Annotated in this window: 15 protein-coding genes; 7 read left to right on the top strand and 8 right to left on the bottom strand. The window is 70.6% G+C overall.

Annotated features, from left to right (window positions below):
• Positions 1–572, top strand: a 572-nt coding sequence (locus QZ433_RS08805) for a hypothetical protein (protein WP_295782094.1), incomplete at its 5' end; no start/stop codon positions are given.
• Between the two features lie 52 nt (positions 573–624).
• Here QZ433_RS08805 and QZ433_RS08810 read toward each other — a convergent pair.
• Entirely contained in the window at positions 625–1,812 is a 1,188-nt protein-coding gene (locus QZ433_RS08810) for a ferrochelatase (protein WP_295782096.1), read from the bottom strand.
• Between the two features lie 151 nt (positions 1,813–1,963).
• On the opposite strand from QZ433_RS08810, the gene pepN reads away from it, so the two are divergent.
• The 3 genes from pepN to QZ433_RS08825 all read left to right on the top strand — a co-directional run bounded on the left by pepN (position 1,964) and on the right by QZ433_RS08825 (position 6,308).
• Complete coding sequence (gene pepN / locus QZ433_RS08815; protein WP_295782099.1) at positions 1,964–4,513, top strand: aminopeptidase N; 2,550 nt, start codon at positions 1,964–1,966, stop codon at positions 4,511–4,513.
• A gap of 233 nt (positions 4,514–4,746) precedes the next feature.
• Positions 4,747–5,862: a mechanosensitive ion channel domain-containing protein gene (locus QZ433_RS08820; protein WP_295782133.1), complete on the top strand. Its 1,116-nt coding sequence runs from the start codon at positions 4,747–4,749 to the stop codon at positions 5,860–5,862.
• Positions 5,859–6,308, top strand: a complete 450-nt coding sequence (locus tag QZ433_RS08825; RefSeq protein ID WP_295782102.1) for a globin — start codon at positions 5,859–5,861, stop codon at positions 6,306–6,308. Before QZ433_RS08820 ends, QZ433_RS08825 begins: the two co-directional genes overlap by 4 nt.
• Positions 6,309–6,347: 39 nt before the next feature.
• On the opposite strand, the gene QZ433_RS08830 is transcribed toward QZ433_RS08825, so the two are convergent.
• Both QZ433_RS08830 and QZ433_RS08835 read right to left on the bottom strand, forming a co-directional pair.
• Positions 6,348–7,169 carry a cation-transporting ATPase gene (locus QZ433_RS08830; RefSeq protein ID WP_295782105.1) on the bottom strand — a complete coding sequence of 274 codons (822 nt, stop codon included), beginning with the start codon at positions 7,167–7,169 and terminating at the stop codon, positions 6,348–6,350.
• A 170-nt stretch (positions 7,170–7,339) separates the two neighbouring features.
• Positions 7,340–8,008, bottom strand: a complete 669-nt coding sequence (locus tag QZ433_RS08835) for a hypothetical protein (RefSeq protein ID WP_295782108.1) — start codon at positions 8,006–8,008, stop codon at positions 7,340–7,342.
• Between the two features lie 53 nt (positions 8,009–8,061).
• Here QZ433_RS08835 and QZ433_RS08840 point away from each other — a divergent pair, with 53 nt between their 5' ends.
• Positions 8,062–8,931, top strand: a complete 870-nt coding sequence (locus QZ433_RS08840) for an acyl-CoA thioesterase II (protein WP_295782110.1) — start codon at positions 8,062–8,064, stop codon at positions 8,929–8,931.
• Positions 8,932–9,050: 119 nt separating this feature from the next.
• Here QZ433_RS08840 and QZ433_RS08845 read toward each other — a convergent pair whose 3' ends face one another.
• The 4 genes from QZ433_RS08845 to ssb all read right to left on the bottom strand — a co-directional run bounded on the left by QZ433_RS08845 (position 9,051) and on the right by ssb (position 12,543).
• Positions 9,051–9,590: a thioesterase family protein gene (locus tag QZ433_RS08845; RefSeq protein WP_295782113.1), complete on the bottom strand. Its 540-nt coding sequence runs from the start codon at positions 9,588–9,590 to the stop codon at positions 9,051–9,053.
• A complete protein-coding gene (gene ettA / locus QZ433_RS08850) occupies positions 9,583–11,262 on the bottom strand; it encodes an energy-dependent translational throttle protein EttA (protein WP_295782116.1) in 1,680 nt (559 codons plus the stop codon). The genes QZ433_RS08845 and ettA overlap by 8 nt, the downstream gene beginning before the upstream one ends.
• 155 nt (positions 11,263–11,417) lie before the next feature.
• Complete coding sequence (locus QZ433_RS08855; protein WP_295782119.1) at positions 11,418–11,912, bottom strand: hypothetical protein; 495 nt, start codon at positions 11,910–11,912, stop codon at positions 11,418–11,420.
• An 82-nt stretch (positions 11,913–11,994) separates the two neighbouring features.
• Positions 11,995–12,543: a single-stranded DNA-binding protein gene (gene ssb, locus QZ433_RS08860; protein ID WP_295782122.1), complete on the bottom strand. Its 549-nt coding sequence runs from the start codon at positions 12,541–12,543 to the stop codon at positions 11,995–11,997.
• A 206-nt stretch (positions 12,544–12,749) separates the two neighbouring features.
• Here ssb and QZ433_RS08865 point away from each other — a divergent pair, with 206 nt between their 5' ends.
• Entirely contained in the window at positions 12,750–13,007 is a 258-nt protein-coding gene (locus QZ433_RS08865) for a hypothetical protein (protein WP_295782124.1), read from the top strand.
• Positions 13,008–13,074: 67 nt separating this feature from the next.
• Here the strand turns inward: QZ433_RS08865 and QZ433_RS08870 are convergent, their stop codons facing one another.
• A complete protein-coding gene (locus QZ433_RS08870) occupies positions 13,075–14,493 on the bottom strand; it encodes a PLP-dependent aminotransferase family protein (protein WP_295782128.1) in 1,419 nt (472 codons plus the stop codon).
• Between the two features lie 61 nt (positions 14,494–14,554).
• Between QZ433_RS08870 and QZ433_RS08875 the strand changes: the two genes are divergently transcribed.
• Complete coding sequence (locus tag QZ433_RS08875; protein ID WP_295782131.1) at positions 14,555–15,163, top strand: hypothetical protein; 609 nt, start codon at positions 14,555–14,557, stop codon at positions 15,161–15,163.
• Positions 15,164–15,193: the final 30 nt, after the last annotated feature.

Below are 15,193 nucleotides of genomic sequence, written 5' to 3' on the forward strand. Positions count from 1 at the left end.
GTCTCAGCGCGGAGTCGTCGAAGCCCGTCGCAGCCGCCGAACGCGACCTGCTGCCCGTGGAGCTGACCGCCCCCTGCGACGCCCGCACCCTCGCCGAGCTCGATGCCGTCGTCCGGGGGCTGAACCCTCCCGTGCGCCTGGGCATCTTGTCCTGGCTCGGTTTCGGCTTCTGGGTGCTCGCCCTCGGGATGATGATCGCCTCGGTGCTCACCGTGTCATCCGAGTCGACGAACGCTTTCACCTCCGCGCTACTGGCCACCGCCGCGGCGTCCTGCATCCCGGTCGCCGTCTGGATGATCGTCGGATGGGCCAATCAGCGCCACATCGACGCGCTGTTCGACGAAGTCGACGGGGTGATCCAGGAGCGGATCCTGCCGACCGGGGACCTTCCCGACGATGCCGCTCTGCGTGTCGGTGACGACGGGCACGCAATCCTGCGACCGGAGCGCCTGAGGACGACCTTCCGACCACGTCGGCGATCCGCTGCGCGCCCCTCTGCCGGACCGATTTTCATCATCACCGTGATCTTGCTGCTCGGCAGCTACTGGCAAGTCGCCGTCGCCGGATCCTGACAGATGACGACGCCGCCCGCCCCACCGGGGGGACGGGCGGCGTCTCGAGCCGTCAGGGACGCAGACCCGCGGCGACGGGCTTGAAGCCCGCGCGGATGTTCTCGCAGCACCCGGGGCGGCAGACGTCGTACCAGGGGCCCAGGTCGGTCAGGTGCGGACGCTCGGCCCTCGGGGTGCCGTTGAGGCGCTCCTCGACCAGGTCGATCAGACCCGACACGTACGCCGGGTCGATGCCGGGCGTCGGTGTGCGCACGGCCTTGATCCCGGCCTCTTCGGCGGCCTCCATCGCCTCGGTGTCGAGGTCCCAGAGCACCTCCATGTGGTCGCTGACGAAGCCGAGCGGCACGATCACCACGGCCTCGGCCCCGCGGCCGGGCAGTTCGGCGATGACGTCGTTGACGTCGGGCTCGAGCCACGGCTGCGTGGGCGGGCCGGAGCGGGACTGGTAGACGAGCTCCCATTCGACGTCGGCCACGGCGGCGGCGACCTCGGCCATGACGAAGGCCGCGACGGCCTTGTGCTGGGCTTCGTACGCCCCGCCCTCGCCGAAGTCGACGTCGCGGGGGCCGGAGCGCTCGGCGTCGGCGGTGGGGATCGAGTGCGTCGAGAAGAGGACGCGGATCTTCTCAGGCGCGATCCCCTCGGCGACGTAGGCCGACACGGCATCCGTCACTCCGCGCACGAACGTGGTGACGAAGCCGGGGTGGTCGAAGAACTGGCGCACCTTGTCGATGGTCACCGTCTCGCCCAGGCCGGTCGCCTCGAGCACACGGGCGTAGTCCTCGCGGTACTGCCGGCAGCTCGAGAACGAGCTGTAGGCGCTCGTGGCGATGGCGATGAGGGTGGTGTCGCCGGCCTGTGCGGCCTCGGTGACGGCCTCTTCGAGGTAGGGCTCCCAGTTGCGGTTGCCCCAGTAGACCGGCAGGTTCAGTCCGCGCTTGGCGATCTCGGCCTCGAGCGCAGCCTTCAGCTCGCGGTTGTGCTGGTTGATGGGGCTCACGCCGCCGAAGTGGCGGTAGTGGTGGGCGACCTCTTCGAGGCGCTCGTCGGGGATGCCGCGCCCGCGCGTCACATTGCGCAGGAACGGGATGACGTCGTCCTGGCCCTCGGGCCCGCCGAAGCCGGCGAGGAGGATGCCGTCGTAGGCGACGGGGGTCTCGACCCACTTGGGTCCGGATGCCGCCGCGGGCGAGGCATAGAGGACGGTCTCAGGGCTGGTGTCCGTATCGGTCGTGCTCACGCAGACATCTTCGCACTTGCCCGCACAGCCTGGACGGGGGGTATCTCGACACTAGGCTTATGTGGTTGTCGTCGTCGCCGACGGCGTCCGCCGTCACCCACGCCGGCGCGTCATCCGCGACGATCCCACCCTCATCCCCGGGAGAACGCCAGTGCCAGGAGAGAACCTGACCCGCATCGAGGCGCAGGAGCGCCGCGCGATCGTCGACACGCACGAGTACCACGTGCAGCTCGACCTGACCCGCGGAGACGAGGTGTTCTCCTCGCGCACCACGGTGACCTTCGCGGCGACCGAGGGGGCGTCGACCTTCATCGACCTCATCGCGCGCGAGGTGCACAGCGTCACGCTGAACGGTCGCGCGCTCGACGTGTCGGCCGTCTTCGCCGACTCGCGCATCGCGCTCGACGGCCTCGCAGCCGCCAACGAACTCGTCGTCGAAGCCGACTGCGAGTACACCAACACCGGCGAGGGGCTGCACCGCTTCGTCGATCCCGTCGACGGCGAGGTCTACCTCTACTCGCAGTTCGAGGTCCCCGACTCGCGTCGCATGTACACGGTGTTCGAGCAGCCCGACCTCAAGGCCGCCTTCACCTTCTCGGTGACGGCTCCCGCGCGGTGGAAGGTCGTCTCCAACTCCCCCACCCCCGAGCCGGTCGCCCTCGACGGCGATGCCGCGCGCTGGGACTTCCCCGCGACGCCGCGCATCTCGTCGTACATCACGGCGCTGGTCGCCGGTCCCTACGAGGCCACCTACAGCGAGCTGACGAGTGCCGACGGCCGCGTCATCCCGCTCGGCGTGTTCGCCCGCAAGAGCCTGTGGCAGTACCTCGACGCGGACTACGTGTTCGAGAAGACCCGCCAGGGCTTCGCCTACTTCGAGGAGAAGTTCGGCCTCCCCTACCCCTTCGCCAAGTACGACCAGCTGTTCGTCCCCGAGTTCAACGCGGGCGCCATGGAGAACGCCGGAGCGGTGACCTTCACCGAGACGTACGTGTTCCGCTCCAAGGTGACGGATGCCGTCAAGGAGCGCCGCGTCGTGACGATCCTGCACGAGCTGGCGCACATGTGGTTCGGCGACCTGGTCACCATGAAGTGGTGGAACGACCTGTGGCTGAACGAGTCGTTCGCCGAGTGGGCGTCGACGATCGCCACGGCCGAGGCCACCGAGTGGGAGGCCGCCTGGACGACCTTCAACGCGATGGAGAAGACCTGGGCGTACCGCCAGGACCAGCTCCCCTCGACGCACCCGGTCGTGGCCGAGATCAACGACCTCGAAGACGTGCAGGTCAACTTCGACGGCATCACCTACGCCAAGGGCGGATCCGTCCTCAAGCAGCTCGCCGCCTGGGTCGGCATCGAGCAGTTCTTCGCGGGTGTCGCGGCCTACTTCCAGAAGCACCAGTGGTCGAACACCGAGGTGGGCGACCTGCTCACCGAGCTCGAGACCACGAGCGGTCGCGACCTCGGCGACTGGGCGAAGAAGTGGCTCGAGACCGCGGGCGTGAACACGCTCACCCCGCTCATCGAAGAGGGCGCCGACGGCACCATCTCGCGCTTCGCCATCGTGCAGACGGCGCCCAGCGACTACCCCACGATCCGTCCGCACCGCCTCGGCATCGGCTTCTACTCGCTGAACGACGCCGGAGCGCTCGAGCGCGTCCACCACATCGAGCTCGACGTCGACGGCGACCGCACCGAGGTCGCGGAGCTGCGCGGCATCCGTCGTCCCGACCTGGTGCTGCTCAACGACGACGACCTCGCCTACGCGAAGATCCGCCTCGACGAGCGCTCGCTGGCCACCGCGATCGCGCACCTCAAGGACATCTCCGACCCGCTCGCGCGCTCGCTCGTGTGGGGCGCGGCCTGGGATCAGACGCGGGATGCCGAGGCCTCGGCCACCGATTACCTCGACCTCGTGCTGCGCAACATCGGCTCCGAGACCGAATCGACCACGGTGCGCACGACGCTCGCGCAGCTGCAGCAGGCGGCGAACTCCTACGTCGCCCCGGCGACCCGCGACGCCGCCCGCGCCCGGGTGGCCGACGGTCTGTGGGAGCTCGCGCAGAAGGCCGAGGCCGGAAGCGACAGCCAACTGCAGTTCGTCACGGCGTTCGCGTCGGCGGCATCCACCCCGGCGCATGCCGAGACGGTGAAGGCCCTGCGCGACGGCTCGACGACCCTCGAGGGACTCGAGATCGACACCGACCTGTCGTGGCAGCTGCTCGTCTCGCTCGCCGCGGCGGGCGTCGTCACCTCCGCCGACATCGACCAGGCGCGCGCGGCCGACAACACGGCCAAGGGCGGCGAGTTCGCCGCTATGGCCAAGGCGTCGCTGCCCTCGCACGAGGCCAAGCAGCAGGCGTGGGACTCGCTCATCGAGCGTTCCGACGCGCCCAACACGATCGTGCGCTCGACGGCCGCCGGGTTCACCAACCCGACCACGGTCGGCGTGCTCGCCGACTTCGTCGAGCCGTACTTCGCGATGCTGCTGCCGATCTGGGAGTCGCGCAGCTACCAGATCGCCCAGTACCTGATCGTGGGTCTGTATCCCGCAGCGCTCGCGAACGCGGCCTTGCGCGACGCGACGCGCCAGTGGCTCTCGCAGCACCAGGATGCCGCGCCGGCGCTGCGCCGCTTGGTCGGGGAGAACCTCGCCGGCGTCGAGCGCGCGCTCGCCGTCCAGGAGCGCGACGCTCAGTAGGAACGGGTGAACCGGATGCCTCCTCCCCACCGGGAGGGGGCATCCGTCGTTCCGGGTCGATCACGGGGTGTTCAGCCGCCGCCGAGACTTCGCTCGTTAGTCTGAAACGGATGTCTGTCCTCGCCGAAACCCCCGACCCGACTCCGACGCCGACCATCACGTCCCCCGCCGATCTGGCCAACCCCGACAATCTGAGCTGGTTGGGCGGTCAGCTCCTGGGCTTCGGCGGCACCATGCTCAAGGTGCTCGGCGTGATCATCGGCATCGCCGTCGCCGCCTGGATCCTGCGCGTGATCATCCGCCGCGTCGTCGACCGCATCGTCAACGGAGCCAAGAGCAAGGCGCGCGTCGACGACACCCAGGCCCTCGACCGCTCACCGCTCAGCGCGGTCCGTCTCGTGCAGCGCACGCGGACGCTCGGCACGATCCTGCAGAACATCGTCAACGTGGTGCTCGTCATCGTGGCCCTCGTCTGGGTGGCCTCGATCGTCGCGCCCGACGCCCTGGCATCCCTCACCCTGCTCACCGCGGCCGTCGGCGCCGGTCTCGGCTTCGGCGCGCAGAACATCGTCAAAGATGTGCTGAACGGGATCTTCATCGTCGCCGAAGACCAGATCGGGATCGGCGACGTCGTGGACCTGGGCCTGGCGACGGGCATCGTCGAGTTCGTCAGCGTCCGCATCACGCACGTCCGCGATGTGAACGGCACGCTCTGGTACGTCCGCAACGGCGAGATCACCCGCATCGGCAACATGTCGCAGGGGTGGTCGCGCGTCATCATCGACCTCGCCGTCCCCACCGACGCCGACATCGACGACGTCGAGAAGGCGATGCTGTCGGCCGCGAAGACCATGGCCAAAGAGAACAAGTGGCGCTCGCGCATCATCGAGCAGCCCGAGATCTGGGGCCTGGAGTCCATCAGCGGTGACGCCCTGGTCATCCGCCTCGTCATGAAGACCCGCTCGAGCGCCAAGGACGACGTCGCGCGCGAGCTGCGCGCCCGCCTCAAGCGCGCGATCGACGATCTCGGTATCGCCCTGCCGCACCTCAACTCGATCGTGCTCACGGGCGCCGAGGGGGCGCAGAGCATCCGCGGTGCCCACCCGCCCCAGACGAAGGAGACCGCGCTCCCCTCGGGTGCGGAGCGGCCCGTGTGGCGTCCGCGCCGCCGTCCGAAGGCCTCGGCCGCCACGATCGTCGACGAGGCGCCCGAGGACGAGCCGAAGAAGCCGGTCACCAAGAAGGCCGTGCGCGACTCGGCGCCCACCACCGCGGTCGAGCTGCCCGGGGCCGACACCCCCAAACCCACTCCCCCCGCGGTGCGCGCCGACGAAGGAGACCGCCCGTGAGCGAGCCCGTCAGCCTCTACGAGCAGGTGGGCGGTATGGACACCTTCCGCCGCCTGGTCGATGCGTTCTACCGGGGCGTGGCCGCGGACGAGGTGCTCAAGCCCATGTACCCCGAAGAAGACCTCGGTCCCGCCGCCGAGCGGTTGACCCTCTTCCTCGCGCAGTACTGGGGCGGACCGACCACCTACGGTGAGTTGCGCGGCCACCCGCGGCTGCGCATGCGGCACATGCCGTTCCACGTCGATCCCGATGCGCGCGACCGATGGCTCGCGCACATGCGCGCCGCCGTGGACGAGATCGCCCTCCCGCCGGCGCTCGAAACGCCGCTGTGGGATTACCTCGAGCGCGCGGCCCACGCGATGGTCAATACGTTCCAGCCGCGCGGTATCGGTCCTCAGCAGGACGGCCGGCCCGACACGGGTCTCCCGATCCGCGCAGCGGAGTGATGGCGGGTGGGCGGGAGCACCGCCCACCCGCCATCCGGCTCAGCGTCCGAGGAAGTCGCCGAAACCGGGGATGTCGAGATTCGACAGCTGCTCGCCGAACCCGGTCACCTGATCGCCGACGCCCGAAACGGCGTCCTGCGCCCCACCCGCCCACTCGCCGGCGGCTCCGAGATCGACGCCCGATGCGAGCGACTCGAGATCGACTCCGGATGCCATCGCGTCCAGGTCCACCCCCTCGGCGAGGCCCGCGAAGTCCACACCCATCTGTCCGGCCTGCGCGAGCAGCGGACCGGCGACGGCGCTGACCACCGCTCCGCCGGCCACCGCGGCCAGCAGCCCGCCCGCGCCGACCACTCCGGCCCCGATCAGTCCGGTCCGGCCGGCGCGCGCGAACAGCTGCGACAGCCGACCCGGACGCGTCGCCTCGGCCCGGGCCGCCGTGCGGGCGAGGTCGTCGGGAGCGTCCGAGCGCGGGCGCTCGTGCGCCGACAACTCGGCATCCATCCGCTCTTTCACGTGGGCGCGCTGCGCCGGAGTGAGCCGCGCGAAGGCCTCACGGTGCATCTGCTCGATGCGGTCGGGGTCGGCCGTGCGCAGCAGATAGTCGTAGCGGGCGATCGCCGCGCGGTCCTCGGCCGACAGCGAGGCCTGCCCCGCGGCGGGAGGGGTGTAGCGTCCCGGCGCGGCGGGGCGCGAGGTCGCGGGCGCATCGGTGCGGCGATCACCCGTCACCGCATCGGCGGCGGAGCGGACGACGTCGCGCCAGTCGCGGCCGCCCTGCGGCGGCGTCGCGCGCTGCGACGACGAGGCCTTGTCGACGGCCTTCGAGGCGAGGGAGATGAGACGGGACAGGTTGACCATGACGAGACCTCTCGACGGGCGGCGCACGGCCGCGGCGTCAAGGTCTCCTCCGCCCCGCGGGACCGACGCACCCGGAGCCCAACCGTGGACTCGTACTGACGGATGCGTCGCGTCGGGAGTACTCCCCTTGCTGGCCCCATCGTACGAACGTCACCTGTGCGCGTGCTGTACTAGCTCCCGGTCGAGCGCACGGCGGTCAGCCCCGAGCGCACCGGCCCGCGCACCAGCACGTGCCCGCGGGCCAGGCTCACGCGGGTCCACGAGCCGCTTCGGCGCACCGGCGCCTCCTCGGATCCGGCGATGAAGCCGAGGGCGAACGCGGCGAAAGCGGCACCCAGCGGAAGGCCGCCGAGCGCGTCGTCGGGCTGACCCCACACCTGCGCCCGGACGACCCGCACGACGTCCTCTCCCGCGTCGGCCGGAAGGGCGTCGGCGACGGCCGCCACCCCGTACTGGGCTCGGGATGCCAGGACCGAGGCGTCGATGGCATCCGTCTGCTCCCATCCGCTGCGCGGGGGCGAGATCCCCGCCCACGCCGGCAGCGACGCGGTGTCGGGGAGGACCACCGCGGTGGCGTCGTCCGGGGCGGGGAGGAGGGATGCCGCGTCGACGACGAGGTCGCACTCGAGCTCGGGGTCGATCGCCGACACGCGCAGCCCCAGCACCGTGGGGGTCGCGTCGAGCAGACCTTTCGGGGCGAGCGGAGCGGCGGTCGACACCAGCACTCCGCCGTCGGCCCGCAGGCGGACGGTGCCGTCACCGAGCCGGATGGCGCGGGAGGCGAAGGTGAGCAGGTCGGCTGCCGCCTGCGGATCGGGGAACAACAGGCGCGCGGACACCCGCCCTAAACTATCAAGCGGTGCGCGTTCGTCGTGCCGGAACGGGAGTCCGCATGTCCGACGCCGTCGATCCCGTCACGTCGCTGCTCGCGGTCCTCGACCTGCGCGACGCCGGCGCCCGCACCACCGAGGACATCTTCACGGGCGTGTCGCAGCCCATGCCGTTCGGCCGGGTCTACGGCGGCCAGGTACTCGCGCAGTCGATCGTCGCGGCCTCGCGCACGCTTCCGCCCGAGCGCACCGTTCACTCGATGCACGGCTACTTCCTGCGGCCGGGCGACCCCGCCGACGGGATCACCTTCTCGGTCGACCGCATCCACGACGGCCGGTCGTTCTCGACGCGCCGGACGCAGGCCTTCCAGGGCGGTGTGCCGATCTTCTCGATGATCGCGTCGTTCCAGGACGAGGACCCCGGGTTCGAGCACGCCGAGCCGATGCCCGAGGGCATTCCGCAGCCCGAGGAGCTGACGCCCTTCGACCCCGAGGGACTGCATCCCCTGAGCCGTCGGATGTTCTCGGAGCGACCCGTCGACGTGCTGCACGTCCCGTCGCCCGTGTACACCTCGGTCGAGGGGCCGCACGTACCGCGCCAGGCGGTCTGGATGAGGGTCAGCCGCGAGCTGCCGGACGATCCCGCCGTGCACCGCGCGGCTCTCGCGTATCTGAGCGATCTGACGATCCAGGAGACCATCCTGCGCGCGCACGGTGTGCCGTGGAACGCGCCGGGGCTGAAGGTCGCGAGCCTGGATCACGCGATGTGGTGGCACCGCCCCGGGCGCGTGGACGAGTGGCTGCTGTACGTGCAGGAGTCGCCGAACGCGCGAGGTGGCCGCGGCCTGTCGACGGGCCGGATCTACACGCGCGACGGCGTGCTGGTGGCCAGCGTCGCTCAAGAGGTCATGGTGCGTCTCCCCCGCGAGTGACGACGGGATGCCACCGGCCCGGCGAAGCCGTCGCGCGGCCGGGTGCGTGCTCGGCGGCCGCTCCACCGTCGGGTTCAGGCGGTCGGAGGCTCGCCCGTCGGGTTCAGGCGGTCGGAGGCTCAGCCGCGAGCCGAGCGACGACGGTAGTCGATGGGATCGCCGATGTACGGCGCCCACGCGGTGCGCTCCGCCTCGCTCCAGCGGATCGGGCGCCCGCTCGCGGTGTCGACGAGCACGACCACGACGGTCGCGCGCGCGTAGAGCACCTGCTCGGCGTCGCCGACGGGGCTGAAGACCTCGAAGCACACGTCCGAGCTGGAGCCGCCCATCGCGCCGATCCACATGCGCACATCGAGGGGACGCTGGCTGTAAGGAACGGGACGCAGGTACTCGATCTCCTGGCGCGCGATGAGGGTCGCACGCTCGCCGCCGCTGTCGAGCACGCTCATGTCGAACACCGCTGTCGGCAGGGCCTCGCCCTCGCCGTCGCTCCGCCAGAAGGCACGCAATCGCGCCTCTTCGAGCAGCTTGAGCATCGAGGTGTTGTTGACGTGACCGAGGGCGTCCAGGTCGCCCCAGCGCAGGTGGATCGGCACATGCAGCCGCTCGGGCCCCGCGGAAGCGGAGCCCGAGCCGGTGGTGAGGTCCGCGTCAGTCACGCGTGAGCTTGCGGTAGGTCGAGCGGGCCGGGTTGGCGGCATCCGCTCCGAGGCGCTCCACCTTGTTGGCCTCGTAGGCTTCGAAGTTGCCCTCGAACCAGTGCCACTGATCGGGGTTCTCCTCGGTGCCCTCGTAGGCGAGGATGTGCGTCGCGATGCGGTCGAGGAACCACCGGTCGTGCGTGATGACCACGGCGCAGCCGGGGAATTCGAGCAGGGCGTTCTCGAGCGAGCTCAAGGTCTCGACGTCGAGGTCGTTGGTCGGCTCGTCGAGGAGCAGCAGGTTTCCGCCCTCTTTCAGCGTGAGCGCGAGGTTGAGGCGGTTGCGCTCTCCACCCGAGAGCACCCCGGCCTTCTTCTGCTGATCGGGACCCTTGAAGCCGAACTTCGACACGTAGGCGCGCGAGGGGATCTCGGTCTTGCCGACCGTGATGATGTCGAGGCCGTCCGAGACGACCTCCCACAGCGTCTTCTCGGGGTCGATGTTGGCGCGGGACTGGTCGACGTAACTGATCTTGACGGTCTCGCCGATCTTGAGCGTGCCGCCGTCGAGCGGCTCGAGGCCGACGATCGTCTTGAAGAGCGTGGTCTTTCCGACACCGTTGGGGCCGATGACGCCGACGATACCGTTCGGGGGCAGGTTGAAGCTGAGGTTGCTGATGAGCGAGCGGTCGCCGAAGCTCTTCTCGAGCTTCTTGGCGTCGATCACGATGCTGCCCAGACGCGGACCCGCAGGGATCTGGATCTCGTCGAAGTCGAGCTTGCGCGTGCGCTCCGCCTCGGCCGCCATCTCTTCGTAGCGGGCCAGACGCGCCTTGGACTTGACCTGGCGACCCTTGGCATTCGAGCGCACCCACTCGAGCTCGTCCTTCAGGCGCTTGGCGAGCTTGGCGTCCTTCTTGCCCTGGACGTCGAGGCGCTGCGCCTTCTTGTCGAGGTAGGTCGAGTAGTTGCCCTCGTACGGGTAGAGGTGACCACGGTCGACCTCGGCGATCCACTCCGCGACGTTGTCGAGGAAGTACCGGTCGTGGGTGATGGCAATGACGGCGCCCTTGTACGCCTTGAGGTGCTGCTCGAGCCACAGCACGCTCTCAGCGTCGAGGTGGTTGGTGGGCTCGTCGAGCAGCAGGAGGTCGGGCTTCTGCAGCAGCAGCTTGGCCAGGGCGACACGGCGCCGCTCACCACCGGACAGCGGGACGACCGAGGCGTCGGCGGGCGGGGTGCGCAGGGCATCCATGGCCTGCTCGAGCTGGGAGTCGAGGTCCCACCCATCGGCGGCGTCGATCTCTTCCTGCAGCGTGCCCATCTCGGCCAGCAGCGCGTCGAAGTCGGCGTCGGGGTCGGCCATGAGCGCCGAGATCTCGTTGAATCGGTCGAGCTTGGGCTTGATGGCCACGCCGTCCTGGATGTTCTCGAGGACCGTCTTGCTGTCGTCGAGCTCGGGCTCCTGCATCAGGATGCCGACGGTGAAGCCCGGGCTGAGCCGCGCCTCGCCGTTCGAGGGGTTGTCGAGCCCGGCCATGATCTTGAGGATCGTGGACTTACCGGCGCCGTTGGGACCGACCATGCCGATCTTGGCGCCGGGGAGGAACGACATCGTCACATCGTCGAGGATCAGTTTGTCGCCCACGGCCTTGCGCGCGCGGACCATGGAGTAGATGTACTCAGCCACCGAGGTGTACCACCTTCGAGATTCGGGGATCGGGCCGTCTCGCACCGGGACGCACCACCGATACGGCAGCGGGGCCCTGGTCGAGCGGAAGTCGAGTCGATCCTATCAACCGAGGTGCGTACGCCCGGCGATGCAGCCCGCGCGGGCCACCGTCCTCACCAGTCGATGGTGCGGGTCTGCCCGATCAGGCAGCCGCCCGAGGACAGTCCGGGCAGCACGGTCGTCACCGGGCCGCCGATGGAGGGCCCGACCTGCCCGACGAGGCATTGATCGCCCAGCCGCACGGCGAACTCGATGCTCTCGGCCGCGTTTCCGATCGTGGAGTAGTCGGCCGTGACCTGCATCGCCGTCTTGTCGAAGCCGGCCGCGGTCAGCGCGTCGACGTACGCCCGACCCGAGACCTGATCGGGGCCCGCCCAGACCTGCGACACCACCTGCGAGAAGAACGGCAGGTTCTGCGAAGCACTCCCCCCGGGGATGAACGTGGGAGCGGCGGGGGTCGGGGCGGAGGAGGCGGTGGCGTCCGGCTGAGAGGTCGCCGCCGTCGTCGGCGCGGGAACCGGTGCGGGCGCCTCCGCGGTGCAGCCGGCGAGACCGAGGGAGCCCGCGAGGGCCAGTGCGGCGAGGGGACGACCGAGGGCGCGAGTCACGGGACGAGTCTACGGAAGCGGCCCGCGGCCTCGAACCGGCCCGACTCTCCCGCGGCGCTCATCGATCGTCCCCCGCGCGATCTCAGAAGGGTCCCTCCACCGGCGGCGCGCCTCCGCCCACGGCCACGGCGTCACGTACCCGGTCGTCACCGGCCGGAGTCTCCGTTTCTGCGCCCGGAACGGCCCACCCGTCGACGACAGCCCGCTCCGTGTCCATCTGCTCCGTTCCTCGCGCGGACCCGTCGTCCGACCCGCCCTTATCGGCCGTGTCCGGTCGCGGCGTGCGGACGAAGCGCGTCGTCCCCCACCGCAGGTCGTGTCCGACGGAATCGGCGACGACGTCGGCGCTCACGCCGCGCGTCGTCTCGTTCTCCCATTCGCGCAGCCGCAACCGTCCGGTCACGACGACCCGCTCTCCCTTGCGCAGGGACAGCAGCGCATTGGCCCCGAGCTCGCCGAACGCCGAGATCGCGTAGAAGCTCGTGTGTCCGTCGACCCATTCGTTGCGCTCGCGGTCGAGTCGGCGCTCGCCGACCGCCAGACGGAAGGACGCGACGGGGCCGCCGTCGCGCGTCGTCCGCCGTTCGAGTTCTCCGACGACGTTGCCCACGAGGCTGATGTGGTCGCTCATGTGTGTTCTCCTCTCGACATGGTGTGCGCTCCGGCATCCGTGTGCCCGACGGATGCCGGAGCCACGCTCAGATTGGCCGGGACGCGTGCATCGAGACGGCACGAAACCACCGATCCGGGGAAGGATCGGGCGCAGTGAGACGTGGGGAGGAGGCGTGTTCGCTCTCCCGCCGGGGCGATGTCGGAGGTCGGTCGTACGGTCAACGCATGCACACCGCTCTGTGGAACGACCCCGCCCCGGCTCCGCGCTCGGCCGGGTGGGGCGCGGCGACGCACGTCGCCGCCGGCCTGTGGCGCATCGCCGACCCTCGGGGCATCGTCGTCGGCCATATCCGGGCGATCGCGGCCGACGGCGGGTGGCGCTACGCGGCCGAACGCTTCCACACCGCCTCGGGCGGTTTCCGCCGGCTGGGCGAGTTCTGGTCGTCGACCGACGCCGTCGAATGCCTTCGGTACGCGCGCTGAGCGGTCCGAGACGTCCTCCATGCGAGCGGTGAGCCGCCTGATTCGACGGTTGCGGGTCGGCGCGCCGTCACACCACCGTCGCGTAGTCCTCGCGGGCGACGGTGGCGGTTCCCCCGCGGACGTCGTCCCACGCGGCGCGCAGAAGAGCGACGGCCCGTTCGAGGGTGGCCGGAGGTGCGGTGAACGGAACCCGCAAACGGCGGTCGTGTCCCCCCTCGACGGCGAAACGGGAACCCGCCGACAGCGCCAGTCCGCGCCCGCGCGCGTTCATCACGAGCGGCGTGCTCAGAGGCTCGCCCAACCCGACCCACAGCGACACCCCGCCCGACACGTCGGGCACGTCCCACTCCGGAATCGTCGAGCGCAGCGCGCGGACGACGCTGTCGCGACCGGCGCGCAGCAGATCGCCGCGCTGCTGCGCGATCTCGTCCAGACGGGGTACGAGGCGTGCCGCGATGGCCTGCTCCAGCTCGGGCGTCCCCAGATCGTGCACCGGGCGGCCAGCGGCCAGTCGTCGAACGAGGTCAGGAGCCGCGCGCACCCATCCGACACGCAGCCCACCCCAGACGGTCTTGCCGAGCGAGCCGATGCGCAGCACGCGCTCGTCGTCGGGAAACGGCGCCGCCCCGCCGACGCGGTCGATGTCCAACTGAGCGGTGGTCTCGTCGAGCACCAGCAGCGTGCCCGCCGCCCGTGCCGCCGCGACGAAGGTCTCGACCTCGAGGGCGGTCATCGTCCGCCCGGTCGGGTTGTGGAAGTCGGGCATCAGGTAGGCCAACGACGGCACCGCGCGTGCGAAGGTCTGTTCCGCGCGCCCCAGATCCCACCCGGTGTCCGAGGCGACCGGCACACCGATCAACCTCGCGCCGACCCGGCGGAATGCGTCGGCCGCGTGGGGATACGTCGGCGTCTCGAGCAGGACCCGGTCCGCCCGCCCCAGCAGCACCGACGCGATAAGATGGATGGCGCTCTGCGCTCCCGTCGTGACCAGCACCTGGTCGGGGGTCGTCGGCAGGCCGCGCGCCTCGTAGTGCGTGGCGATCGCCGCACGCAGGCCCGCGTCGCCCACCACGTCGTACCCGATCCGCGCGACGAGCGCCGGAGCCTCCTGCATCACCTCGGCCATCACCGCCGGCAGACCCGGCCACGCGGCCGGACTCGCCTGCTGCAGGTCGATCGCCGTGTCGTCGCCCTCGTGGCGGCCCGGGTCGGTCCGCCGCAGCGGCAGAGTGACGCTGCCGCTGCCGCGCAGACTCTCGATGTGCCGCGTCTCGCGCAGACTGCGGTAGGCCGCGGCCACCGTCGTGCGGCTCAGCGACAGGGCCGCGGCGAGTTCGCGCTCGGCGGGGAGCGCCGTTGAGGGGGCCAGCCGGTTGTCCAGGCAGAGCAGCCGGATGCCGTCAGCCAGCGCTTCGTAGGCGGGACCGGTCCCCCGCCATCCCCCGAGAGCGCTGGCGAGGGCCCGAGCCGAGATCCGCGAATCCATGAGTCCACGATAAGGGAATTGGCCTCACGTAAGAGATCCAATCGCGTGATTGGATCGTCACATGCTCACCCGCGTCACCCGTCTGCTCATCGGTCTCGTGCTCTACGGCGTCGGCTGCGCCGTCACCGTCGCCGCAGGTCTGGGCGTCGACCCGTGGACGGTCTTCGCCCAGGGCATCGCGCGCGTGACCGGCGTGGGCCTCGGCTGGGTGACCAACATCATCGGCCTCGGCGTGCTGCTGCTGTGGATTCCCCTGCGGCAGAAACCCGGCATCGGCACGGTCGCGAACATCCTGCTCGTGGGCACGAGCCTGCAACTCGCGCTCGGCGTCCTCCCCCACCCCGACGTCTTCTGGGCCCAGGCCCTCATGCTCGTCGCCGGTGTGGTGCTGGTGGCCGTGGCATCCGGTCTCTACATCGGGGCGCACTTCGGACCGGGACCGCGCGACGGGCTGATGACCGGTCTGAACGGGCGGTTCGGCTGGCCGATCTGGGCGTGCCGACTCGTCGTCGAGGGGAGCGTCCTCATCCTCGGCTGGCTGCTCGGCGGGACGGTGGGCATCGGCACGGTCGTCTTCGCGCTGGGGATCGGGCCTCTCGTGCACGTGGCGATGCCCCTGCTCGCCACCCGGCGCCCGGTATCGCACGCCCGCGCGACCGCGCGCACCTGACCCGCCGGATGCGGCACGCGCGAACGCGAG

Origin of the sequence: uncultured Microbacterium sp., from assembly GCF_913776565.1 — a bacterium.
Lineage (GTDB): Bacteria > Actinomycetota > Actinomycetes > Actinomycetales > Microbacteriaceae > Microbacterium.